The 25,218-nt window shown below is 37.9% G+C and carries 23 protein-coding genes; 18 read left to right on the top strand and 5 right to left on the bottom strand.

Features of this window, described 5'->3' with window-relative positions:
* Positions 1 to 142 precede the first annotated feature (142 nt).
* Positions 143 to 2,137, top strand: a complete 1,995-nt coding sequence (gene tkt, locus LMOATCC19117_RS06610; protein WP_003734516.1) for a transketolase — start codon at positions 143 to 145, stop codon at positions 2,135 to 2,137.
* Between the two features lie 220 nt (positions 2,138 to 2,357).
* Complete coding sequence (locus tag LMOATCC19117_RS06615) at positions 2,358 to 2,597, top strand: YneF family protein (RefSeq protein ID WP_003726667.1); 240 nt, start codon at positions 2,358 to 2,360, stop codon at positions 2,595 to 2,597.
* A gap of 48 nt (positions 2,598 to 2,645) precedes the next feature.
* Here the strand turns inward: LMOATCC19117_RS06615 and LMOATCC19117_RS06620 are convergent, their stop codons facing one another.
* Genes LMOATCC19117_RS06620 through LMOATCC19117_RS06640 form a run of 5 tightly spaced genes read right to left on the bottom strand, consistent with a single transcriptional unit; the run spans position 2,646 to position 6,766 of the window.
* Positions 2,646 to 3,377, bottom strand: a complete 732-nt coding sequence (locus tag LMOATCC19117_RS06620) for a class I SAM-dependent methyltransferase (RefSeq protein ID WP_003726668.1) — start codon at positions 3,375 to 3,377, stop codon at positions 2,646 to 2,648.
* A gap of 21 nt (positions 3,378 to 3,398) precedes the next feature.
* Positions 3,399 to 3,905 (bottom strand): IbrB-like domain-containing protein, encoded by a 507-nt coding sequence (locus LMOATCC19117_RS06625; protein WP_003726669.1) that lies wholly within the window; start codon positions 3,903 to 3,905, stop codon positions 3,399 to 3,401.
* Between the two features lie 9 nt (positions 3,906 to 3,914).
* On the bottom strand, positions 3,915 to 5,219 hold the full coding sequence (locus LMOATCC19117_RS06630) for a phosphoadenosine phosphosulfate reductase (RefSeq protein WP_003727499.1): 1,305 nt from the start codon (positions 5,217 to 5,219) through the stop codon (positions 3,915 to 3,917).
* Positions 5,209 to 6,414 carry an SNF2-related protein gene (locus tag LMOATCC19117_RS06635; protein WP_003744007.1) on the bottom strand — a complete coding sequence of 402 codons (1,206 nt, stop codon included), beginning with the start codon at positions 6,412 to 6,414 and terminating at the stop codon, positions 5,209 to 5,211. Before LMOATCC19117_RS06635 ends, LMOATCC19117_RS06630 begins: the two co-directional genes overlap by 11 nt.
* Complete coding sequence (locus tag LMOATCC19117_RS06640) at positions 6,392 to 6,766, bottom strand: hypothetical protein (RefSeq protein ID WP_003734514.1); 375 nt, start codon at positions 6,764 to 6,766, stop codon at positions 6,392 to 6,394. Before LMOATCC19117_RS06640 ends, LMOATCC19117_RS06635 begins: the two co-directional genes overlap by 23 nt.
* Before the next feature lie 291 nt (positions 6,767 to 7,057).
* On the opposite strand from LMOATCC19117_RS06640, the gene pyrH reads away from it, so the two are divergent.
* The 16 genes from pyrH (at position 7,058) to truB (ending at position 25,159) form a co-directional block, all read left to right on the top strand.
* Positions 7,058 to 7,786, top strand: coding sequence for a UMP kinase (pyrH, locus tag LMOATCC19117_RS06645; protein ID WP_003723449.1), 729 nt, complete (start codon positions 7,058 to 7,060; stop codon positions 7,784 to 7,786).
* Positions 7,786 to 8,343, top strand: a complete 558-nt coding sequence (frr, locus tag LMOATCC19117_RS06650; RefSeq protein ID WP_003723450.1) for a ribosome recycling factor — start codon at positions 7,786 to 7,788, stop codon at positions 8,341 to 8,343. The genes pyrH and frr overlap by 1 nt, the downstream gene beginning before the upstream one ends.
* 230 nt (positions 8,344 to 8,573) lie before the next feature.
* Entirely contained in the window at positions 8,574 to 9,332 is a 759-nt protein-coding gene (locus LMOATCC19117_RS06655) for an isoprenyl transferase (RefSeq protein WP_003727497.1), read from the top strand.
* 13 nt (positions 9,333 to 9,345) lie between these two features.
* Positions 9,346 to 10,134: a phosphatidate cytidylyltransferase gene (locus LMOATCC19117_RS06660; RefSeq protein WP_003734513.1), complete on the top strand. Its 789-nt coding sequence runs from the start codon at positions 9,346 to 9,348 to the stop codon at positions 10,132 to 10,134.
* Between the two features lie 14 nt (positions 10,135 to 10,148).
* The gene (locus LMOATCC19117_RS06665) at positions 10,149 to 11,291 is read left to right on the top strand and encodes a 1-deoxy-D-xylulose-5-phosphate reductoisomerase (RefSeq protein ID WP_014929057.1); all 1,143 of its coding nucleotides are present in this window, start codon (positions 10,149 to 10,151) and stop codon (positions 11,289 to 11,291) included.
* A gap of 13 nt (positions 11,292 to 11,304) precedes the next feature.
* A complete protein-coding gene (gene rseP / locus LMOATCC19117_RS06670; protein ID WP_003734512.1) occupies positions 11,305 to 12,567 on the top strand; it encodes an RIP metalloprotease RseP in 1,263 nt (420 codons plus the stop codon).
* A 40-nt stretch (positions 12,568 to 12,607) separates the two neighbouring features.
* A complete protein-coding gene (locus LMOATCC19117_RS06675) occupies positions 12,608 to 14,314 on the top strand; it encodes a proline--tRNA ligase (protein ID WP_003734511.1) in 1,707 nt (568 codons plus the stop codon).
* Positions 14,315 to 14,419: 105 nt separating this feature from the next.
* Positions 14,420 to 18,754, top strand: a complete 4,335-nt coding sequence (locus LMOATCC19117_RS06680; protein WP_003734510.1) for a PolC-type DNA polymerase III — start codon at positions 14,420 to 14,422, stop codon at positions 18,752 to 18,754.
* A 181-nt stretch (positions 18,755 to 18,935) separates the two neighbouring features.
* Entirely contained in the window at positions 18,936 to 19,403 is a 468-nt protein-coding gene (gene rimP, locus LMOATCC19117_RS06685) for a ribosome maturation factor RimP (protein ID WP_003726418.1), read from the top strand.
* Positions 19,404 to 19,432: 29 nt separating this feature from the next.
* Entirely contained in the window at positions 19,433 to 20,551 is a 1,119-nt protein-coding gene (gene nusA, locus LMOATCC19117_RS06690; protein WP_003727495.1) for a transcription termination factor NusA, read from the top strand.
* Positions 20,552 to 20,565: 14 nt separating this feature from the next.
* Positions 20,566 to 20,850, top strand: a complete 285-nt coding sequence (gene rnpM / locus LMOATCC19117_RS06695) for an RNase P modulator RnpM (protein WP_003726536.1) — start codon at positions 20,566 to 20,568, stop codon at positions 20,848 to 20,850.
* The gene (locus LMOATCC19117_RS06700) at positions 20,843 to 21,142 is read left to right on the top strand and encodes a YlxQ family RNA-binding protein (protein WP_003722455.1); all 300 of its coding nucleotides are present in this window, start codon (positions 20,843 to 20,845) and stop codon (positions 21,140 to 21,142) included. The genes rnpM and LMOATCC19117_RS06700 overlap by 8 nt, the downstream gene beginning before the upstream one ends.
* Positions 21,143 to 21,164: 22 nt before the next feature.
* A complete protein-coding gene (gene infB, locus LMOATCC19117_RS06705) occupies positions 21,165 to 23,513 on the top strand; it encodes a translation initiation factor IF-2 (protein WP_003727494.1) in 2,349 nt (782 codons plus the stop codon).
* Positions 23,510 to 23,788, top strand: a complete 279-nt coding sequence (locus LMOATCC19117_RS06710) for a DUF503 domain-containing protein (protein WP_003726538.1) — start codon at positions 23,510 to 23,512, stop codon at positions 23,786 to 23,788. Before infB ends, LMOATCC19117_RS06710 begins: the two co-directional genes overlap by 4 nt.
* 16 nt (positions 23,789 to 23,804) lie before the next feature.
* Positions 23,805 to 24,149 (top strand): 30S ribosome-binding factor RbfA, encoded by a 345-nt coding sequence (gene rbfA / locus LMOATCC19117_RS06715; protein WP_003719600.1) that lies wholly within the window; start codon positions 23,805 to 23,807, stop codon positions 24,147 to 24,149.
* A gap of 95 nt (positions 24,150 to 24,244) precedes the next feature.
* Positions 24,245 to 25,159: a tRNA pseudouridine(55) synthase TruB gene (gene truB / locus LMOATCC19117_RS06720; protein ID WP_003731333.1), complete on the top strand. Its 915-nt coding sequence runs from the start codon at positions 24,245 to 24,247 to the stop codon at positions 25,157 to 25,159.
* The last annotated feature ends 59 nt before the right edge of the window (positions 25,160 to 25,218 follow it).

Consider the following 25,218-nt stretch of genomic DNA (forward strand, 5'->3'; position numbering starts at 1 on the left):
TAGTACCAAATAAACATTAATGAGCAAATGAACAAAAATACCAATCAATTAAGCAATTTAAAGCAATTATTAGTTGTGTTAATTGCTTTTTAGGCTTATTATTAAAAGTAGTTAAAATTATATTGAAGAGAGGATGTTTCATTTGTTCGATAACACAGATAGTTTAGCAGTGAATACAATTCGTACATTATCAATGGACGCAATTCAAAAAGCAAATTCTGGTCATCCAGGATTACCAATGGGAGCAGCACCAATGGCTTACGCACTTTGGTCGCGTGTATTAAATACTAACCCTAAGAATTCACATTGGTTTAACCGAGATCGTTTTGTACTTTCTGCTGGACACGGCTCAATGCTTTTATATAGTTTATTACACTTAAGTGGATTCAAATTAGAATTAGAAGATCTTAAAAATTTCCGTCAATGGGAAAGTAAAACTCCTGGTCACCCAGAATATCGTTATACAGATGGTGTAGACGCAACTACTGGTCCACTTGGTCAAGGTATTGCGATGGCTGTTGGTATGGCTATGGCAGAAAGACATTTAGAAGCGAAATATAATAAAGATGGTTTCCCGGTAGTGGATCATTATACTTATGCACTATGCGGAGATGGTGACTTAATGGAAGGTGTTGCTTCAGAAGCGGCTTCTTATGCAGGTCATCAACAATTAGGAAGATTAGTTGTTCTCTATGATTCCAATGATATCTCTCTTGATGGTGATTTAGACAAATCTTTCTCTGAAAATGTAAAACAACGCTTTGAAGCTTATGGCTGGGAACATTTATTAGTAAAAGACGGTAATGATACAGCTGAAATTTTAGCAGCAATCGAAAAAGCGAAACAAAACACTTCTCAACCTACTATGATTGAAGTGAAAACTGTTATCGGTTTTGGTGCTCCAAATGCCGGTACAAGTAAAGTTCACGGTGCTCCACTAGGCGATGAAGGTATTTTAGAAGCGAAAAAAGCTTATGGTTGGAACTACGAAGAGAAATTCTTTGTTCCTGAAGAAGTTACTGCTCGCTTTAAAGAAACAATTGGCGAACGTGGTGAAAAAGCAGAAACAGCTTGGAATGAGTTATTTGCTTCCTATAAAGCAGAATATCCAGAGCTTGCGAAACAATTAGAAGATAGCTTGAACAACAAGTTACCAGCTGATTGGGATGAGGATCTTCCAGTATATGATGATTCAAAAGCACTTGCTAGCCGTGCTTCCAGTGGAGAAGTTATCAATGCGTTAGCTGGAAAAATCCCAACTATTTTTGGCGGATCTGCTGACCTTGCAGGTTCGAATAATACAACAATTAAAACAGACGGTGAATTTACAAAAGCGACTCCAGCTGAAAGAAACATTTGGTTTGGTGTTCGTGAATTTGCGATGGGCGCTGCATTAAATGGTATGGCACTTCACGGCGGATTACAAGTATACGGTGGTACATTCTTCGTATTCTCTGACTATGTACGTGCTGCTATTCGTTTATCAGCTATTCAACATTTACCAGTAACCTATGTAATGACGCATGATAGTATTGCAGTTGGGGAAGATGGCCCAACACATGAGCCAATCGAACAACTTGCAAGCTTACGTGCAATGCCAGGGCTTTCTGTTATTCGTCCTGCTGATGGAAATGAAGTTGTGGAGGCTTGGAAACTTGCTATCACTTCTACATCTACACCGCATGTACTTGTTCTTACTCGTCAAGGCCTACCAACACTACCAAATTCTGCTAAATTAACTGCAGAAGGCGTTAAAAAAGGTGCTTATGTTATTTCCCCAGCTAAAGGTGACGTGCCAGAAGCAATCATCCTAGCGAGTGGTTCTGAAGTTAACTTAGCTATTGAAGCGCAAAAAGAACTTCAAGCTCAAGGAACAGATGTATCAGTTGTCAGTGTGCCATCATTTGATCTATTCGAGCAACAATCTGCTGAGTACAAAGAAAGTGTATTACCGAATGCTGTTAGAAAACGTGTAGCAGTAGAGATGGGCGCTAGCTTTGGATGGGAACGTTATGTTGGTTTAGATGGTAAAGTTATCGGAATTGACAAATTTGGTGCTTCTGCTCCAGGTGAAACAGTTATTAAGAATTACGGCTTTACTGTTGAAAACGTAGTTAATACAGTAAAATCACTTTAATTAAACAATCAGACCGTTGCTAATTTTTCTAGAGCGGTCTGTTTTTTTATGCTTTTTTTAGATTGCGCCGTAGTACCATTAATGGTATAATTACGAGGTTGTTTGCAGCTTTTATTGATAAATTGATCTAGATGATAAGTTTTCTTGAAAAGTATTGTCTGTTTAATATAAATCAAGTACAATAAAAGAGGATTTTGTTTCAAGGAGGAGAAAAGAGACTATGTGGATTTACATTCTTGTCGGCATTATTTGTTTACTAGCTGGTCTTGCGGGAGGATTCTTTATTGCAAGACGTTACATGATGAGCTATTTAAAAAACAATCCGCCAATTAACGAACAAATGTTACAAATGATGATGGCACAAATGGGTCAAAAACCATCACAAAAGAAAATCAATCAAATGATGAGTGCGATGAACAAACAGCAAGAAAAAGAAAAACCAAAGAAAACTAAGAAATAATATTTTAACAAAGTAAACCCCTTCTATTGATTTAGAAGGGGTTTTTTATTATTGTTTCGTTGCTGAAATGAGTAGCATCATTGGGCGGCGGTATTCGTCTTGCATTTCGGGTAAATCTTTTAATTCAGGAGCTGGTTCCGGTTCGATAACACTATTAATTTGAAAGCCATTTTTCAGTAATGTTTGGATGTAAGTAGTAACTGTTCGGTGATACTTTTGGACATCTTCTCCAAGAAAATGGCTTGTTCGCATAGATTCATTAAAATATCGGTCAACGGGCCAATGTAATTTGTTACCTGTTTCATCCGTATACCAATCTTGTCTTCCATCTGCCGTAAATACCGGATGTTCTACAGAGAAAATGAAAGACCCACTAGATTTTAGGTTAATATAGACTTTCTTACAAATGTCGTCAAAAGAAGCAATGTAATGAAGTGCAAGGGAGCTCAGAACAACATTGTATGCATCTGGTTCAATAGCTATATCTTCTATGGCTTTTTGCTCGTAACAAACCACTGGCGATGTAGTTTTTCGTTTAGCTTCAGTAAGCATTCTTTCGGATAAATCGATACCAAGTACTTTTTTTGCACCATGTTCAGCTGCATAGATACAGTGCCATCCAAAGCCACACCCTAAATCAAGGACTGTTTTCTGGTTAAAATCAGGAAGCATTTTTTTAAGTTCATGCCATTCACCAGCTGCTTTTAATCCTTCTTTCGAGCGAGGCATTTGGCTATATTGTTCGAAAAAATGTTTGTCATCGTATTTATTTTCTTTCATTATTAAACCTCTTTTCATCAATTAATCAGATGTGTGACTGAATTCTTTATCTAAGAAGAGGTGAGCAAGTCCGCTCACTTGTTTTAAGCGTAAGATTTCATTAGCATCCATTCCAATATTTTTCATAATCCAACTATCGGACATCCCGCTATCTACAAGTTCACTAACAATGTTGGACATTAATTCGACATTATGAAATCCGCGCGCACGATTATGACGTATTGTAGAGGCCATTCGATTCACGGTGTCCTTTTCTAAGATGACTACTGGTAAGAATTCATTTTCTCGTTCTCGAATTCGTTTAGAGGTTCTCATGATAGTGTAACGGTGGAACCCATCTATTATTTCATATTTATCGCTGTCTTCCAAGGGATAACAAACAATTGGTTGCGTAAACCCATCTTCCCAAATTGATTTTTCAAGTAGTTTGAGTTCGGTTGCGGGGACAGTGTTGGGATTATAATTATTTGCTTGTAATTTTGTGTAGTGAATGGGAGTAACGCTATATACTGGGCTCTTGTAATTCATTAGTTCACCTCATAAAATATTATTATATTTCTCTAATGCGTTTTTTCTTTTTTCTAATTCCAATTTTGTTTGGCCGAATCCCATATATTTGCAGGTATAATCATTCTTCAATATTGCTATGCACATACGTTTGTAGGTAGGAACGCTTGCGAATTCTTTGATTTTCAAATCGTCTGGATACTCCTTAAAACGAACGATTTCCATTGGATTAGTATATACTCGGTTATTTTGTGGTTTACCTAGGAAGTCTGCTTGTATATCTAAATTTTTTAATTCTTCTACAGTTTCTACTTTTAAAGCACCACCTTTTTCGGTCCAATAGGTAATACTTGTTTTGAATTTTTTTAAATAGCGTTCTCTAGTGTAACTTGGTAAAGTTGTGAGTAAAAATTCCAAATATGATTTCCAAGTATGATTTTTAGGTAGTTTAATTTCTTTCCAAGCCATTGCGGAAGTGCCACCGTATATGGCAGTGAAATTGGCGCCATTCACCCGGCCGACTAATTTGGACCAAAGCGCAGGTTCGATGACCCTGTACAGTTTAAGACTTTCTGTAGCAGCATCGTTAAAAGGACTGGCGACACGCATCTCGTGCACAGTTAGGCCAGCATGATAAAATAAATCATAAATTTTATTATAAGACCAATTGAACTTTGCATTTGCGACCCATATATCTTCTACTTGCCAATCGTGAATTGGATAGGCGTTGTAAATGTTTTTGGAAATTTCGGTCGTCCAATTGTATGTTTTATACATTCGTTCTTTTTTATGAATTGCGTTATAGCGATTAAGAGATTCTTGTTGTCTTATACCAATCAAAGCAATGGTTTTTTGGGCGTTATTTTTAGTATGTAACCAGTTAATTATTTTTTTATTAAATTCATAATCCCAAAGGTTTTCAAAATCAAAGTCAAACGGGGCATTGTCTTCATTAATCACGTGTGGAAAGGTGGGCATATCTCTAACCCAGATGTTTTGCTTGGTCTTTTCCCACGGTTTCCAGTGGTCGGTGAACATCGAAACAGCTGATTGTGCCGCGATGGGAAGACAACACCAAAGTGGTTCGATGATATCTAAATTAGTTGTAAGCATTTCAGTAACAAAATCAGTTGTAGCGCTGTATTGACCTTCATAATCTAAATGATATACATATATTTTCTTGCGAATATTATTTTTCCGCATGTAGTCAATCATGAGATGGAGCATTACTGCGCTATCTTTACCACCCGAAAACGACACAATAATATTATCGAATTCAGAAAAAATCGCTTCCATTCTTTCTTGGGAAGCATCAAAGACTGTTCTAGAAAGCATCCATTATCACCTCAAAAGAATTTTTTTGTGAGAGTTCTTTTTTAAATTCTTGCAATAAGCTTGTTTTCTTAGAAATATTTGTATCAATAAGAGAATCCAGACCGACATTACCGCTTAAATCATGATAGTAGCAGTCTTGTGTTTGCCCAGTTCTGTAAATCCGCCTTTCTGATTGATCACGCTGAGAATAATCAAACGTTTTATCAAAATAAATAATTTGATTATAAAATTGCAAATTGAGTCCGTAAGAAGATTTGGCAAAAGTAGTAATTTTTACATTTGGAAATGCTTGCTGCAATGCCTCTTCTGAACGTCTGTATTTGCAAAAAATAATCGTTGTTTCTTCTTTTCCGGCAATTAATGATTCTGTAATAGTAAATTTTTCAGAAGAAAGACAGTAACAATGTTGCATTACTTGAGACATTTCTAAAAAATTAATGTTGATTGTATATGCGGCAGCTTTTCGGAGATAGTCTTCTTTTATTTCATAATATTGCTTTAAAAGTTCCTCATCAATGGAAAAATCATGACGAATATAATGCCATTTGACGGCTAATTCGTGCGAAGAAGTAAATATAAAAGGGGTGATTAATTTATATAAGTACTCTAAATTATGATATTTTTTAATGATATCCATTGATTGTTGCGTACTTTGTGTTAGTTGTGTAATGGTGACGTATTCGCAAAAAGTTTTTTTGAACTGGGAAAAACTTAGATTTAATATTTTAGGAGATAGAAATTCTAGCTGTGACCATAAATCCAAAATATTACGACTAAGAGGTGTGCCGTTCATAATTAATTTATAGGTAGCCAGACGAGAAAGTTTAATCGCTCGTTGTGTTCGAAGTGCATGGATATTTTTTATCTTTAGGCTTTCATCCATAATAATGTAACTATTGGTGGAATTTTTGAGTTTGTTTCGGCAATACAGGTATAATCTATCTGAGTTGGAGAGAGACTCAATGCCGATAATTTCTTGAGGGAATGAATAACCCCATTTGCTTATTTCAATTTCGAGATTTTCTTTAGTTTGAAAAGGGGTAATCCATAAAACATAATCTGGGTTTACATCATTTATTAACTCGCAAGCTACCCGTGTTTTCCCACTTCCTGGTTTCATAAATAGAGCGCCAACCTTATATTTTTTGAGTTTTATTAATGCTTGTTTCTGGTTATCTAATAAGGTCATTTTCAACTATCACATCTTTTTCTATTTTTTTAGGAATATGGGTACGCACTTTGACAATGCTATCGTTTACTTTTTTTGTGTGGAAAAACTGCATTATCTCGTCATTTTCTTTTTTAAAGCAAAGAATCATATTGGAGACACTTAGTTCTTTCTTTTCTGTGTGTTTTTTTAAAAAGAAGTTCCATGTATCTGGAAAATAAAAATAACTATATTCTGGTGTAAGTGAATACACCATCTTTTTAGGTAGCAAGAAAAAATAACCTTCATATTCACTTTCAGAGGGCATTTCAATAATTGTTTGATTATCCCATTGTTCTACTCGTTCGCTATATGTATAAATTTTGTGCCATTTTACCATTTATATCTAATGCTCCTATGTGTTTTGTCGTTTTCGTTCACTTTTATCTATTTATGCGTTTATTTTATCACAAATAATATTAAAGTTAAGGATAAAACTGTTTAAATGGATGGAAAAATTATTATAAATAATAAAAATTACGCATAAAAAAAGGAAGACTAGGAGTAAATTTAAATGTTTTTTATTTTTTGGTAGAAAACACTTTTGTAATAGCCAGCTTTTTAGTAGAATAGATAATGGTGGATGGAAAACTCTTCTATCTATGAATAGAATATGAAAATGGAGGCTATTATGGATACCCCAGATTATAAACGAGTTGTATTAAAATTAAGCGGTGAAGCACTTGCCGGAAATGATGGCTTTGGAATTAATCCGAGCGTGGTCAATTTGATTTCTGCTCAAATCAAAGAAGTAGTAGAACTAGGAGTAGAGGTAGCTATCGTTGTTGGCGGCGGGAATATCTGGCGCGGTAAACTTGGTAGTGAAATGGGAATGGACCGTGCAGCGGCCGACCAAATGGGTATGCTTGCGACTATCATGAATTCCTTGTCTTTACAAGATTCCCTTGAAAACATTGGAGTAGCAACGCGTGTGCAAACTTCCATTGATATGCGCCAAATTGCTGAGCCGTACATTCGTCGAAAAGCGATTCGCCACCTTGAAAAAGGTCGCGTCGTTATTTTTGCAGGTGGAACAGGTAACCCATACTTCTCCACAGATACAGCGGCAGCACTTAGAGCGGCTGAAATCGAAGCAGATGTTATCTTAATGGCGAAAAATAATGTAGATGGTGTCTACAATGCTGATCCAAAACTAGATGAAAATGCGAAAAAATACGAAGAGTTATCTTACCTTGATGTGATTAAAGAAGGATTGGAAGTTATGGATACAACTGCGTCCTCTCTAAGTATGGACAACGATATTCCATTAATCGTCTTCTCGTTTACAGAACAAGGCAATAATATTAAACGTGTTATTTTAGGTGAAAAAATCGGGACTACTGTTAGGGGGAAAAAATAATGAGTAAAGAAGTATTATCGAAATCCAAAGAAAAAATGGAAAAAGCAGAACAAGCATTAACAAGACAATTAGGTACAATCCGCGCTGGTCGTGCGAATGCATCATTACTTGACCGTTTATCTGTAGATTATTACGGAGCAGCTACTCCAGTGAACCAAATGGCTTCTATCAGCGTTCCTGAAGCTAGAATGTTACTAATTACACCTTACGATAAAACTATTTTAGGTGAAATTGAAAAAGCAATTTTGAAATCAGATTTAGGTTTGACTCCAAATAATGATGGTTCTGTGCTACGTTTATCTATTCCACAATTAACGGAAGAACGTCGTAAAGAGTTGGTTAAAGAAGTGAAAAAAGAAGCTGAAGAAGCGAAAGTTGCTGTCCGTAACATTCGTCGTGAAGCTAATGAAGAATTGAAAAAACTAGAAAAAAATGGCGACATCACAGAAGATGATTTGCGTTCTTATGGTGAAGACGTTCAAAAATTAACAGATGAAAGCATCAAGAACATCGATAGCATCACGAAAGACAAAGAAGCGGAAATCTTAGAAGTTTAATTGATACTTTTACAAATAGTAACAAATAGGGTTAAACACCTTTTAAGTTGAAGCGACATTCCTAATTCTTTCCATATGTGTTGGGTTAGGAATGTTTTTTAATGGGCAATTCCATCGCTCTCATGAAACTCTCATCTGTTCACATGGAATTTTTAGTACATTAATTGATTCTTTTTTGTTATTATAGGTATAGACATGCTCTAAGAAGTGTATCAATTGGAGGATTTATGATGTTTAAAAAGCTATTTCGACAAGATGAAAATATATTAAATAGTGAACTTGCAGAAGATTTACCTATCCCGCGCCATGTAGCTATTATCATGGATGGGAATGGAAGGTGGGCGAAGAAACGTTTTTTGCCGCGCATTGCTGGGCATAAAGAAGGTATGGATGTCGTAAAGCGAGTGACACGTTATGCTAATGCAATTGGCATCGATGTTTTAACGCTTTATGCATTTTCAACTGAAAATTGGAAGAGACCTACAGATGAAGTGGATTTTTTAATGAAACTTCCTGTAGAATTTTTTGACTCTTTTGTACCAGAGTTGATTGAAGAAAATGTTCGTGTTAATGTGATGGGGTACAGAGAAAATTTACCTAATCATACGATGCGTGCCGTAGAGAAAGCCATAGCTGATACAGCGCATTGCACAGGGCTTACGCTTAACTTTGCACTTAACTACGGTGGACGTTCAGAAATTATTACTGCTGCCAAAGAAGCGATGAAAGAATTAGAGCTTGAAGGGAAAAGTGCAGATGATCTGACAGAAGAAAAATTAAATGATCATTTGATGAGTAGCGGTTTGGGTGATCCTGACTTGTTGATTCGGACGAGTGGGGAGCTTAGATTAAGTAATTTTATGCTATGGCAACTGGCGTATAGTGAGTTTTATTTTACGGATACACATTGGCCTGATTTTTCAAAAGAAGATTTTTTACAGGCAATTATTGAATATCAAAACCGGTCACGTCGTTTTGGAGGGCTCTAGGGAGGAAAAAAGATTGAAAACGAGAATTATTACTGCAGTTGTTGCGCTTATATTTTTTATTCCATTCGTTGTCTACGGAGGAATTCCATTTGAACTATTAAGTATTTTACTAGCAACGATTGCTTTATATGAAGTACTTGTAATGACAAAACAACGAATTTTTTCGATGAATGGAATAATTACTTTACTATTAATGTGGTTAGTTGTCGTGCCAGATAGATATTTGGACTTTTTAGAAACACTGCATATTACTGAAATGGAAGTTATTTTTATTTTAATGGCTTTATTACTCGCTAATACTGTATTTTCACGAAATAAATTCCATTTTGATCAAGTTGGTATTTGTATGGTTGCCGCTTTTTATACAGGATTTGGTTTCCATTACTTGGCATTAACTCGTGAAGCTGGGTTAATGTATGTACTTTTTGCTTTATTTATTGTTTGGTCAACTGATACAGGGGCTTATTTTATTGGAAAAGCGATTGGAAAACACAAATTAGCTCCGAATGTTAGCCCAAACAAAACGGTGGAAGGGTTTATCGGCGGGATTGTATGTGCACTTGTCATTGCTGGGGGCTTTTATTATTTTGCTGAGCTACCAGGAAATATTGCACTCGTACTAGCGCTTTTAGTCTTTCTTTCTATTTTTGGACAGTTGGGAGACTTGGTCGAATCTGCTTTGAAACGCTTTTATGGTGTAAAAGATTCTGGGAAAATCTTACCAGGGCATGGTGGTATTTTAGACCGCTTTGATAGCTTGTTGTTCGTTTTACCTCTGCTACATATACTTCAAATTATTTAATTGGAGATGGGATAATGAAAAAAATTATTTTGCTAGGTGCAACTGGTTCTATTGGAACACAAACGCTTGCAATCATTCGCGAAAACCCTGAAAAATTTCAAATTGTTGCGCTTAGTTTTGGGCGTAATATGGAACGTGGTAGGGCGATTATAAAAGAATTTAAACCCAAAATGGTCGCTGTTTGGCATACGAGAGATCGTGTGATATTAGAAGCAGAATTCCCAAACGTGAAATTTTTTAATGGTTTAGAAGGGCTTAGAGAAGTAGCGACCTATTTAGATGGAGATGTGCTTTTAAATGCAGTTATGGGGAGCGTTGGCTTACTTCCGACATTAGATGCAATCGAAGCTGGGAAGGCCATTGCAATTGCTAATAAAGAAACGCTTGTTACGGCTGGATATTTAGTCATGCGTGCGGCGAAAGAAAAAAACATTTCACTATTACCTGTTGATAGCGAACATTCTGCTATTTTACAAGCATTAAACGGAGAAAATACGGAAAGAATCGAAAAACTAGTTTTGACAGCGAGCGGTGGAAGTTTCCGAGATAAGACGAGGGAACAACTCAGCGAGGTTACGGTGAAAGAAGCGTTAAAACATCCGAACTGGAATATGGGGAATAAATTAACAATTGATTCAGCGACGATGTTTAACAAGGGTTTAGAAGTGATGGAGGCGCACTGGCTGTTTGGTGTGGACTACGATGATATAGAAGTCGTTATCCAGCGCGAAAGTATTATCCATTCTATGGTTCAGTTCGTGGATGGAAGTTTCATTGCGCAACTTGGTACACCAGATATGCGGATGCCAATTCAATACGCTTTAACCTATCCCGACAGACTTTATATACCGTATGAAAAAGAATTCCGGATTACTGATTTTTCCGCACTTCATTTTGAAAAAGTGGATTATGAAAGATTTCCGGCATTGAAACTCGCGTATAATGCTGGTAAAATAGGTGGAACAATGCCGACAGTTTTGAATGCGGCAAATGAAATTGCTGTGGCTGGCTTTTTAAATGGACAGGTGGCTTTTTATAATATTGAAGCACTTGTTGAGAATGCAATGAATCGTCATACTAGCATTTCTGACCCTGACTTGGATACCATTTTACAAGTCGATCAAGAAACACGCGCGTATGTAAAGACACTTTTATAGAGGTGAAGCTATTTTGACAACTATTATTGCTTTTATTTTCGTATTCGGACTGATTGTATTTTTCCATGAACTAGGACATTTTCTTTTTGCAAAACGTGCTGGAATTATGGTAAAAGACTTTTCAATTGGTTTTGGACCGAAAATTTTTGCTTATCGTAAAAAAGAAACGCAATATACGATTCGCTTATTGCCGATTGGTGGTTACGTTCGGATGGCTGGGGAAGATGGCGAGGAAATCGAGCTAAAACCTGGTTACCGAGTAGGGCTAGAATTAACTCCGGAAGAAACGGTTAGCAAAATCATTGTTAATGGTAAAGATCAATATGTAAACGCGCAGCCAATAGAAGTTTCTCTCTGTGATTTAGAGAAAGAACTTTTCATTGAAGGCTACGAAGATTACGATGACACCAAGAAAGTTCGCTATCAGGTAGAGCGTGATGCCTTAGTGATTGATGATAAAATCGAAACGATGATTACGCCATATGACCGTTCTTTTAATGCTAAATCATTAGGAAACCGGGCAATGACCATTTTTGCTGGACCGCTTTTTAACTTTATTTTAGCTATTTTAATTTTCACAGCACTTGCTTTTGTACAAGGGGGCGTTCCAAGCACCGATAATACGCTTGGGAATGTTCTACCGGACGGGGCTGCTGCTGAAGCTGGTCTAAAAAAAGGGGATGAGGTTCTTTCCATCAATGGAAAAGAAACGAAATCTTGGACCGATATTGTTCAAAGTGTTTCGGAAAACCCCGGAAAAACACTTGACTTCAAAATTGAGCGAGATGGCAAGACACAAGATATCGATGTCAAACCCGCAACACAAAAAGAAAATGGCAAAGACGTAGGAAAAATCGGTGTAGAGACACCAATGGACTCCTCTTTTACTGCTAAAATTACGAATGGATTTACGCAAACATGGAATTGGATTGTACAAATATTTACGATTCTAGGAAACATGTTTACTGGCGGATTTTCGCTCGATATGCTAAATGGCCCAGTAGGGATTTACACAAGTACGCAACAAGTCGTTCAATATGGCTTTATGACTGTACTAAACTGGACGGCTGTTTTAAGTATTAACTTAGGAATTGTTAACTTACTACCGTTACCAGCACTAGATGGCGGACGTTTAATGTTCTTCTTATACGAACTCGTTCGCGGCAAACCAATTGACCCTAAAAAAGAAGGCATTATCCATTTTGCTGGATTTGCACTTTTAATGGTTCTGATGATTCTTGTGACATGGAACGATATTCAACGTGCATTTTTCTAAAAAAGAGATAGACTAATAAAGGGAAAAAGGGGTGTTTTAAATGCGTCAAACGATGACATTTATACCAACATTAAAAGAAGTACCAGCGGATGCAGAAGTAAAGAGTCACCAATTACTTCTTCGTGCTGGTTTTATAAGACAAACGGCTAGTGGGATTTATAGTTATTTACCACTTGCAACATTGATGTTACGAAAAATCGAAACAATTATTCGTGAAGAGCTAGAAGCAATTGGCGCTGCAGAACTGTTAATGCCTGCGCTTCAGCCTGCGGAACTTTGGCAGGAGTCTGGTCGCTGGAACGATTACGGCCCAGAATTAATGCGCCTAAAAGACCGCGCTTCTCGCGACTTTGCGCTTGGGCCAACCCATGAAGAAGTTATAACTGCACTTTTACGCGATGAAGTTAAATCTTACAAACGTTTGCCGCTTACTTTATACCAAATTCAAACTAAGTTCCGGGATGAAAAACGTCCACGCTTCGGTCTATTACGTGGTCGCGAATTCATAATGAAAGATGCCTATTCTTTCCACGCAACCAGTGAAAGTTTGGATGAAGTGTATAACTTAATGCACCAAGCTTATTCGAATATCTTCACTAGATGTGGTCTTGAGTTCCGTTCTGTTATTGCGGATTCTGGTTCTATCGGTGGGAATGAATCAAAAGAATTTATGGCATTATCTGATATTGGCGAGGATACAATTGCTTATAGCGATGCTTCCGATTATGCTGCCAACACAGAAATGGCTCCAGTTTTATATATGGAGAAAAAATCGCATGAACTAGAAAAAGATATGGAGAAAGTTGCGACTCCTGATCAAAAATCGATTGCTGATATCGTTGAGTTTTTAGAAGTACCAATTGAAAAAACAATGAAATCGATGCTTTATCAAGTCGATGATGAAGTCATAATGGTTCTCGTTCGCGGTGACCATGAAGTAAATGATATTAAAATCAAAAATGCATTAGATGCAACCAATGTAGAATTAGTGGATCCAGCTGTTGCTGTTGAACTATTAGGAGCTAATTTTGGTTCCCTAGGACCAATCAATGTTCCTGAAAACACGCGCGTCTTTGCAGATAATGCTGTGAAAGATATCGTTAATGCGGTAGTTGGTGCAAACGAAGATGGTTTCCATTATATTAACGTGAATCCAGATCGCGATTTCTCCGTTACTAGCTATTTTGATTTACGGATGATTCAAGTTGGTGATTTATCTCCAGATGGTCAAGGCGTAATCAAGTTTGCTGAAGGCATCGAAGTTGGGCATATTTTCAAACTTGGAACGAAGTATAGTGAAGCAATGAATGCAACTATTTTAGATGAAAATGGTCGAGCACAGCCAATTATTATGGGTTGTTACGGAATTGGCGTATCACGTATTTTATCTGCCATTGCTGAACAATCAAATGATGAAAATGGTTTTGTTTGGGATAAACAAATTAGCCCATTTGATTTACATTTAATTCCCGTTAATGTGAAGAGCGAAGAGCAAGTTGCTTTTGCCGAAACACTTTATAGCTCTTTACAAGATGCTGGGTTCAGTGTGTTAATCGATGATCGTGCAGAGCGTGCTGGAGTTAAATTTGCTGATGCAGATTTAATTGGCTTACCGATTCGTATTACAGTAGGTAAAAAAGCAGCAGAAGGCGTAGTTGAAGTGAAAATCAGAAAAACTGGCGAAATGATTGAAGTTCGTCAAGATGAGTTACTAAACACGCTGCCTATACTCTTTGGAGATAAATAATTTATTGAGCAATTCGTGCCAGATGAAACTTCACTCGTTCCTATAAAAACGGGTTATGAGGGACATCTGGCTTTTATAAATTTAAATGAAGGGGTGTTATTCGGAATGACTGCAAAAGAGGAAGAAAAACAAGAACGATTTCAGCTGTTAATGACACAAATCGGTTTACAAGATGTAACAACTTACGAAGAATTTACAAAAGATGCTAAAATCGAAAAACTCGTTGCCGACAAGAAAAATAAAACATGGCAATTTCATTTACACGTTCCACAAATTTTTCCAGCAGCACTTTTCCATATGATGGATGTTGGAATGAAGCGTGCGTTCAGCCAAATTGCGGAAACAGAAATGCAAATTGTTCCAGAAAATCAAACAATTGACGAAACACTCATTCAGGATTATTGGAACTTAATCGTAGAGCCAATTGGGAAGCAGTCACCGATGATTGGAAAGCTTTTAATGGAGCAAAAACCTACATTTAAAGAACCTCATTTTATTGAAGTAGCGGTTCATAATGACATGGAAGAAGCGACTATTCAGCAACGATTCCAGACGAAAATTATTGAAAGTTACGGGAAAGCTGGATTTCCACGCCTTGCCATGAAAATGCACTTGCTTGACCAGTCTGAAACAGAGGAATATAAAGCTTTTGCACTGGCCAAACAAGAAGAAGATCAGAAAAAAGCCGCTGAAGCTGTGCAAGTTATGCAAAAACGACAAGCAGAAGGGCAAAGCGGTGGCGGTGGAGCTGCTCCACTAACTGGTCCGTTCCAAATTGGTTATAAAATTAAAGACGATGAAGAAGTTAAACGTCTTGGGGACATTTATGATGAGGAGCGACGTATTACCGTTCAAGGCTTAATCTTCGCGACAGAAATTAGAGAGCTTCGCAGTGGTCGTAGTTTGTTACAATTCAAAATTACTGATTATACAAGTTCAATGATTATAAAAATGTTTTCTCGTGATAACGAGGATGCGGCGATGTTCCAGAATTTGAAAAAAGGTATGTGGGTTAAAGTTAGAGGAAGCGTTCAAAACGATACTTTCGTGCGGGACTTAATCATGATGGCGCAAGATGTCAATGAAATCGCTGGAGTGAAGCGTCTTGATACTGCTGAAGAAAAACGCGCAGAACTACATCTTCATTCTCCAATGAGTCAAATGGATGCCACTTCATCTGTTGATTCACTGTTCAAACAAGCTGCTGATTGGGGACATAAAGCGATTGCTATTACTGATCACTCTGTTGCCCAATCTTTCCCAGAAGCGTATGGAGCAGGGCAAAAGTATGGCTTAAAGGTTATTTTTGGCATCGAAGCAAATCTTATAGATGATGGTGTGCCAATCGCTTATAACGATCAACATATTGCTTTGGAAGATGCAACATATTGCGTATTTGACGTTGAAACAACAGGTTTATCCGCCGTTTATGATACGATTATCGAACTTGCTGGCGTAAAAATGAAAAATGGTGAAATTATTGATAAATTTGAAGCTTTTATTGATCCTGGACACCCGCTTTCTGCAACCACTATTAATTTAACTGGTATTACAGATGACATGGTAAAAGGTTCTGATCCAATTGATGTTGTTTTAAAAAGATTTAAAGAATGGAGCGGTGATGATATTCTTGTGGCCCATAATGCTTCTTTTGACATGGGTTTTATTAACACTGCTTATGAAAAAGTTGGACTAGAAAAAGCAGAAAATGCGGTTGTCGATACATTAGAATTAGCACGTTTTCTTTACCCACATTTTAAAAATCACCGCTTGAATACTTTGACAAAGAAATTCAATATTATTCTTGAACAACATCACCGGGCTGTTTTTGATGCGGAAGCTACAGCGTATTTGGCTTGGAAGTTAATTAAAGATGCGAAAGAAATGCACAACATCGATTTTCACGATTCTTTAAATGACTATATGGGAGAAGGCGACGCATACAAGCGCGCGCGACCATTCCACGCCACAATTTACGCACAAACGGCTGTTGGTTTGAAGAATCTCTTTAAATTAATTACGATGTCCAATATTAATTACTTTTACCGTGTGCCTCGTATTCCTCGCTCTCAGCTAAAAAAATTACGCGAAGGCTTAATTATTGGAACTGCTTGTAGCCAAGGAGAATTATTTGAAGCAATGATGCAAAAAGGGATGCAAGCTGCAGAAAAAGTAGCGGAGTTCTATGATTTCATCGAAGTTCAACCGAAGCCAGTTTATGCACCGCTTATTGAACGTGAACTAGTTCGTGACGAAAAAGCTTTAGAAGAAATATTGAAAAATATCGTCCGCGTCGGTGAGAAAACTGGAAAACCTGTCGTTGCAACAGGTAATGTACATTACAAAGATCCAGTGGATAAAATTTATCGTAAAATTTTAATCCATTCGCAAGGAGGAGCAAATCCGCTTAATCGGGCTGAATTACCTGATGTTCATTTCCGTACAACGGATGAAATGTTGAAAGAATTTGCCTTCCTTGGTGAAGAAAAAGCAAAAGAAATTGTTGTAACTAATGCGAATTTAGTCGTTGATTGGATGGAAGACCTTAAACCAATCAAAGACGAATTATATACACCAAAAATTGATGGTGCAGAAGACGAAGTTCGAAATATGAGTTATGCGATGGCACATCAACTTTATGGTGAGAAACTGCCAGAAATCGTGGAAGCTAGACTAGAAAAAGAGCTGAAAAGTATTATCGGCCATGGTTTCGCAGTTATTTATCTCATTTCACATAAGCTTGTTAAGAAATCACTTGTAGATGGCTATCTGGTTGGTTCGCGGGGATCGGTCGGTTCTTCTTTCGTTGCTACAATGACGGAAATTACCGAAGTAAACCCACTTCCACCACATTATCTTTGCCCGAATTGTAAGGATTCTGAGTTCTTTGATGATGGTTCGGTTGGTTCTGGTTTTGACTTACCGGATAAAGATTGCCCGCACTGCGGAACCCCTTATCAAAAAGAAGGCCAAGATATTCCTTTCGAAACTTTCTTAGGATTTAAAGGGGATAAAGTACCCGATATTGACTTGAACTTCTCAGGGGATTATCAACCGGTAGCCCATGCTTATACAAAAGAAATTTTTGGTGAGGATTACGTTTTCCGTGCGGGGACGATTGGTACCGTTGCAGAGAAAACCGCTTTTGGTTATGTTCGAAATTATGAACGCGATATGAATATGACTATTCGCGGGGCAGAAATTGATCGACTCGTCGCTGGGTGTACAGGCGTTAAACGAACTACCGGGCAACATCCAGGTGGTATTATCGTTATTCCAGATTATATGGATGTTTACGATTTTACACCGGTGCAGTTCCCAGCTGATGCGACGGACTCAGAATGGAAAACGACCCATTTTGACTTCCATTCGATTCATGATAACGTATTAAAATTAGATATACTTGGACACGATGATCCGACTGCTATCCGGATGTTACAGGATTTAAGCGGTATCGATCCAAAAACGATTCCAACCGATGATCCAGATGTCATGAAACTATTTGGGTCTACAGAGTCACTTGGTGTTAAGTCTGCAGATATTGATTCAAAAACAGGAACATTAGGAATCCCTGAATTTGGGACGCGTTTTGTAAGACAAATGCTAGAACAAACTAAACCAACAACATTTTCTGAGCTAGTACAAATCTCTGGTCTTTCCCACGGGACGGACGTTTGGCTTGGAAATGCGGAAGAATTAATCAAAAACAAAACATGCGAACTGCCAGATGTAATTGGTTGTCGTGATGATATTATGGTTTTCCTAATTTATCAAGGGCTAGAAAGTTCATTAGCCTTTAAGATCATGGAGTCTGTGCGTAAAGGGAAAGGCTTAACGGAAGAAATGGAAGAAGCAATGATGGCGAATAAAGTGCCACTTTGGTACATTGAATCTTGTAAAAAAATCAAATACATGTTCCCTAAAGCCCATGCTGCCGCTTACGTTTTAATGGCAGTCCGGATTGCTTATTTCAAAGTACATTATCCACTATATTTTTATGCAACTTATTTCACCGTTCGTGCCGATGATTTCGATTTAACATCGATGGTAAACGGAAAAGAAGCCGTGAAAGCAACCATGAAAGAAGTAAATGATAAAGGGATGGAAGCTTCAACGAAAGAGAAAAACTTATTAACCGTTTTAGAAATTGCGAATGAAATGCTAGCTCGAGGATTCCATTTCCAAAAAGTTGATTTGTATAAATCGTCTGCTGATGAGTTCATTATTGACGGAGACTCACTTATTCCGCCATTCAATGCGATTCCAAGTCTTGGAACCAATGTAGCAAAACAAATAGTTGCCGCTCGTGAAAATGGAGAGTTTTTGTCGAAAGAAGACTTACAACAGCGCGGAAAAGTATCCAAAACAATCATTCAGTACATGGATGATCAAGGATGCTTGGAAGGATTGCCTGATCAAAATCAGTTGTCACTATTCTAAAAATGGGCAAAACTTGCTTGTAGTCACAATTTGTGATAAACTTATTTAAGAAATACTACGATAACTCAGCCAAGCGTGGGCCAATGCCCACGCTTTCGTTTTGCAAATCTGTCAAAGAGTCACCTGTGGCAGAAGTAGGGGACGAATTAGCTGGAAAAGCGTATCTCTTAAGGAGGCTGAAATGAGTAAAGTACTAGAACAAGTAGAAGCAATTGTTACACCAATCACGGATGAACTTCAACTAGAACTCGTAGATATTGCCTTTGAAAAAGAAGGTCCAAATTGGTTTTTACGAATTTTTATTGACAAAGATGGTGGCGTAGATATCGATGAATGCGCAGCCGTGAGCGAAAAAGTTAGTGAAAAAATGGACGAAAATGACCCCATTACACAAAACTACTTTTTAGAAGTATCTTCTCCTGGGGCTGAACGTCCACTGAAGAAAGAGCAAGATTTTGAAAATGCGGTAAGTAAATATGTTCACGTTACTTCATATGAACCAATTGATGGCCGTAAAATGTGGGAAGGAACGCTTGTTAGTTATGACGGGACAACACTCGTTATTACTATCACGGACAAAACACGCAAAATCACTTGTGAAATTCCTAAAGACAAAGTAGCCAAAGCAAGACTCGCAATTCAATTTTAAAAAGCAAAGAATAAGGAGCTGAATAAAAAATGAGCACAGAATTATTAGATGCTCTTCATGTGTTAGAACATGATAAAGGTATTTCAAGAGAGGTTTTAGTAGAAGCAATTGAAGCTGCTCTTACTTCTGCATATAAAAGAAACTTCAAAGATGCACAAAACGTACGTGTAGATTTAAATATGGAAAATGGTTCTATCCGTGTTTTAGCTAGAAAAGAAGCAGTAGAACAAGTATTTGATTCTCGCCTTGAAATCTCTATGGAAGAAGCACACAAACTGAATCCAGTATACAAACCAGGTGACGTCGTGGAGCTTGAAGTAACACCAAAAGATTTTGGCCGTATCGCAGCTCAAACAGCGAAACAAGTTGTAACCCAACGTGTTCGTGAAGCGGAACGTGGCATCATTTACGATGAATTTATCGATCGCGAAGATGATATTATGACTGGTATTGTTGAACGTCAAGATTCTCGTTTTATCTATGTAAACCTTGGTAAAATCGAAGCAATTTTGTCCCAAAACGAGCAAATGCCAAACGAAACTTATCATGCACATGACCGCATCAAAGTATATTTAACAAAAGTAGAAAAGACGACAAAAGGGCCGCAAATTTTTGTATCCCGTACACACCCTGGCTTACTGAAACGTCTTTTTGAAATGGAAGTACCTGAAATCTATGACGGCGTTGTAGAAATCAAGTCTGTTGCACGCGAAGCAGGAGATCGTTCTAAAATCTCTGTTTACACTGCAAATGAAGAAGTAGATCCAGTTGGCGCATGTGTAGGACCAAAAGGCGCACGTGTCCAAACGATCGTCAATGAACTTAAAGGCGAAAAAATCGATATCGTTGAATGGTCAGAAGATCCTTTCACATTCGTAGCCAATGCACTTAGCCCTTCCAAAGTGTTAGATGTTATTGTGAACGAAGCAGACCAAGCAACAACGGTAATCGTACCAGACTATCAGTTATCACTAGCAATTGGTAAACGTGGTCAAAATGCCCGTTTAGCAGCAAAACTAACTGGTTGGAAAATTGATATTAAAAGTGAAACAGTTGCAACTGAACTAGGCATCTATCCTCGTAATGACGTAGAAGCGCCAGAAGTGGAAGATGCAGAGAGCGAAACTTATACAGAAGATGAAGAGTAAAAAGGAGAATTATCATGCGTAATAAAAAAATCCCCCTTCGAAAATGTATTATTACCGGTGAACGCTTGCCAAAAGGCGAACTTCTTCGTATTGCGTATTCGAAAGACGGAGCGCTTACGATAGATCCTACAGGCAAAGCACCTGGACGCGGTTTCTACATTATTAAAAGTGTAGAAGTATGCGAAAAAGCGAAAAAGAAAAACGCCATTTTTCATCAACTAAAAATGCCGGAACAAGAGTCCTTTTATGATGAGTTAATTACTTATGTGAAGTCTCTCGAGGAACCAACGAATGGATAAAAAAGCACTTTCCTTATTAGGCCTCGCTAACCGAGCACGTAAAATTACCACTGGTGAAGAATTAGTACTAAAAGCAGTTAGAAATGGGAAAGCAAAAATGGTTCTCATTTCAGAAGATATATCCGAAAAAACCGAGAAAACAATCCGCAACAAGTGTGAATACTACAATGTTGTCGTGAAAAAAGCCGGTACCCGGGAAATGATAGGGGGTGCAATCGGCAAAGACACACGTGCAATAGTTGCCATACTTGATAAAGGATTTGCTGTTAAATTAGCAGAATTACTCGGTTGAATCTTATACGGAGGTGTACGACATGAGTAAAGTTCGTGTATATGAATACGCAAAAGAACATCAAGTATCAAGCAAAAAAGTCATTGAAGCATTAAAAGACTTAGGTATTGAAGTGGCAAATCACATGTCCACGATTAATGAAAATGCATTAAGACAATTAGATAATGCCATTGATGGCACAAATAAAAAAGCCGAAGCACCAAAGAAAGAAACTACTAGCAACGAAAATGGAAATAGTAAGGGGCCAAACAAACCAAATATGACAAATAGTAATGAAAAATCGAATAAACCAAATAACCCAGCAGGGCAAGCTAATAAACCAGCAACTGCAAACAAAAGCCAAGGTGCAAAACCAGCGACAAACAAACCAGCAAACACAAGTAAACAAACACAATCAAGTGGTAACCAACAACAAGCTGGCGGACAAAAACGCAACAACAATAACAACAGCAATCGCCCAGGCGGCGGCAATCCAAACCGTCCAGGCGGTAACAATCGCCCGAATCGTGGCGGCAATTTTAATAATAAAGGTCGTAACACGAAGAAGAAAGGGAAGCTAAACCACAGTACAGTACCGCCAACTCCGCCAAAACCAAAAGAACTTCCTGAAAAAATTGTGTTCAGCGAATCTCTAACAGTAGCGGAATTAGCGAAAAAATTATACAGAGAACCATCTGAACTAATCAAAAAACTATTTATGCTTGGTGTTGTTGCAACGATTAACCAATCATTAGATAAAGATGCAATCGAACTAATTTGTGATGACTACGGTGTGCAAGTAGAAGAAGAAATTAAAGTCGATGTAACAGATTTAGATGTGTACTTTGAAAATGAACTAAATGAAGCGGTTGACGAGTCTAAACTTGTTGAACGCCCACCAGTTGTTACTATTATGGGACACGTTGACCATGGTAAAACAACATTACTAGATTCCCTTCGTAATACAAAAGTTACTTTAGGAGAAGCTGGTGGTATCACCCAACATATCGGTGCTTACCAACTTGAAATCCATGACAAAAAAATCACTTTCCTTGATACACCGGGACATGCTGCCTTTACTGCAATGCGTGCTCGTGGTGCGCAAATCACGGATATTACGATTTTAGTTGTAGCAGCAGATGATGGTGTTATGCCACAAACAATTGAAGCAATCAACCACGCAAAAGCTGCGGGAATGCCAATTATTGTTGCTGTCAACAAAATTGATAAACCACAAGCAAACCCTGACCGCGTAATGCAAGAACTAACAGAATATGAATTAGTTCCTGAAGCATGGGGTGGCGATACAATTTTCGCGCCAATCTCAGCTAAATTCGGTGAAGGTCTTGAAAACTTGTTAGATATGATTTTACTTGTTTCTGAAGTAGAAGAATTAAAAGCAAACCCTGACCGTCGTGCTATCGGTTCTGTCATCGAAGCAGAACTTGATAAAGGCCGTGGTCCAGTCGCGACTTTACTAGTACAAGACGGAACACTTAATATCGGAGATCCAATTGTTGTTGGTAACACGTTTGGTCGTGTTCGTGCAATGGTCAATGATTTAGGCCGTCGCGTGAAAAAAGTTGGTCCAAGTACACCAGTTGAAATCACTGGATTAAATGATGTGCCGCAAGCTGGCGATCGCTTTGTTGTTTTTGAAGATGAAAAAACAGCAAGAAACATCGGTGAAACTCGTGCAAGCCGTGCGTTAGTAGCGCAACGTTCTGCAACCAACCGCGTAAGTTTAGACAACTTATTTGAACATATGAAAGCTGGCGAAATGAAAGAAGTTAACGTTATTATTAAAGCAGACGTTCAAGGTTCTGTAGAGGCTCTTGCTGCATCTCTTCGCAAAATTGATGTAGAGGGTGTTAACGTTAAAATTATTCATACTGCTGTTGGTGCTATCAATGAATCAGATATCACACTTGCTGCAGCTTCTAATGCAATTGTTATTGGATTTAATGTTCGTCCAACCGCTCAAGCTCGTGAAGCAGCAGAAAACGAAAGTGTAGACATTCGTTTACACCGTGTTATCTATAAAGCCATTGATGAAATTGAAGCAGCGATGAAAGGGATGCTTGATCCAGAATTCCAAGAAAAAATTATTGGTCAAGCGCAAGTTCGTCAAACAATCAATGTTTCCAAAGTGGGTACAATTGCCGGCTGTTACGTAACAGATGGTAAAATTACTCGTGATAGTGGCGTTCGTATTATCCGTGACGGAATTGTTGTCTTTGAAGGCGAAATTGCTACACTTAAACGCTTTAAAGATGATGCGAAAGAAGTTGCAAAAGGATACGAATGTGGTATCACAGTACAAAACTTCAACGATATCAAAGAAGATGATGTCATTGAAGCGTACGTTATGGAAGAAATTGAAAGAAAATGATTCAATCAGTCGTTAGTGAATTTTTCATGCAGGAACCGCAAAACCTCAAAGAAAAACGAGCTATCCTGAAACGAATAGTAACGAGAGCAAAACAAAAATTCAATATCTCCATTGCTGAAACGGATTATCAGGATTTATGGCAGCGAGCGGAAATTAGCTTTGCTATCGTATCTTCCTCGCACATCCAAGCAGAAAAAGAAGCCAGAGAAGTACTTGCTTTTCTTGATTCTTTTCCTGAGTGGGAACGCGCCGAGACAGTTATGGAGAAGTTATAAAAAGAGGTGAATACACTTGAACGTTCGAGCAAATCGTGTCAGTGAGCAAATGAAAAAAGAATTGGGCGATATTTTAAATCGTAAAATTAAAGACCCGCGCTTAGGTTTTGTTACTGTAACAGGAGTTGATGTTACTGGTGATTTACAAGAAGCTAAGGTGTTCATTTCCATTCTTGGTACAGATAAGGAAAAAGAAAATACGTTACTCGCACTTGCGAAAGCGCATGGCTTTATCCGCTCTGAAATCGGTCGCCGTATTCGACTTCGTAAAGTTCCAGAAATGTCTTTTGAAATAGATAATTCCATCGCTTACGGAAATCGAATCGATGAATTGCTTCGCGACTTAAATAACGATCAATAATAAATAAAAGTTTAAGGCAGTCCCTTTATCTTCTCATTCAAACGGGATATAAGTGGGAATTGTCTTAAACTTTTTTTCTTAAAAGGAGGAGCTTGATGAACGGCATTATCCCACTGTGGAAAGAACGCGGGATGACAAGTCATGATTGCGTTTTTAAATTAAGAAAGATTTTACATACGAAAAAAGTTGGACACACTGGCACGCTGGATCCAGAAGTAGAGGGTGTACTTCCAATTTGTATCGGCCGTGCGACGAAACTAGCAGAATACGTAACAGATGAAGGAAAAGTCTACGTAGCAGAAATAACTTTAGGCAAATCGACTACAACGGAAGATGCGACTGGTGAAACGGTTATGACCAAGGAATTAGCAGACATTTCCGCTGATGAACTTCAAGCCGCGCTCACTAAATTGACTGGAAAAATTACTCAAATTCCCCCTATGTTTTCTGCTGTAAAAGTCAATGGCAAGAAATTGTATGAATATGCAAGAGCTGGTATAGAGGTGGAACGCCCATCCAGGCAAGTGGATATTTATTCGTTAACTCGCTTAGATGGCGAGGCTACGCTAAATGAAGCGAATCCGACTTTTCAGTTAGAAATATCTTGTGGAAAAGGTACTTATATTCGCACACTTGCAGTTATGATTGGTGAATTATTAGGATATCCAGCGCACATGTCCAAACTAGAACGGACTCGTAGCGGCTTTTTCAAAAAAGAAGATTGCTTAACACTGGCAGAAATTGACGAAATGATGCAAGCGAGTGATAGCAGCTTTTTATATCCACTTGAAAAAGGCATTGAATCCATGGCCAAATTAGTGATTGATGAAGAAATCCATGCGAAAGTTTTAAATGGCGGCCTTTTACCAAAATCATTATTTATAGAGGTGGAGAATGAGCCTCGTGCCGCACTTATCTTCAAAGATAAATTAACAGCAATTTACAAACCTCATCCAGAGAAAAATGAACTTTGGAAACCAGAAAAAGTCATCGAGTTACATCAAGCATAGTTATTGCGACTATAGCTTTCTTATATTATGATATGAGAGGAATTCGAATTTAGAGGAGA

Source organism: Listeria monocytogenes ATCC 19117, from assembly GCF_000307025.1.
GTDB classification, from domain to species: domain Bacteria; phylum Bacillota; class Bacilli; order Lactobacillales; family Listeriaceae; genus Listeria; species Listeria monocytogenes_B.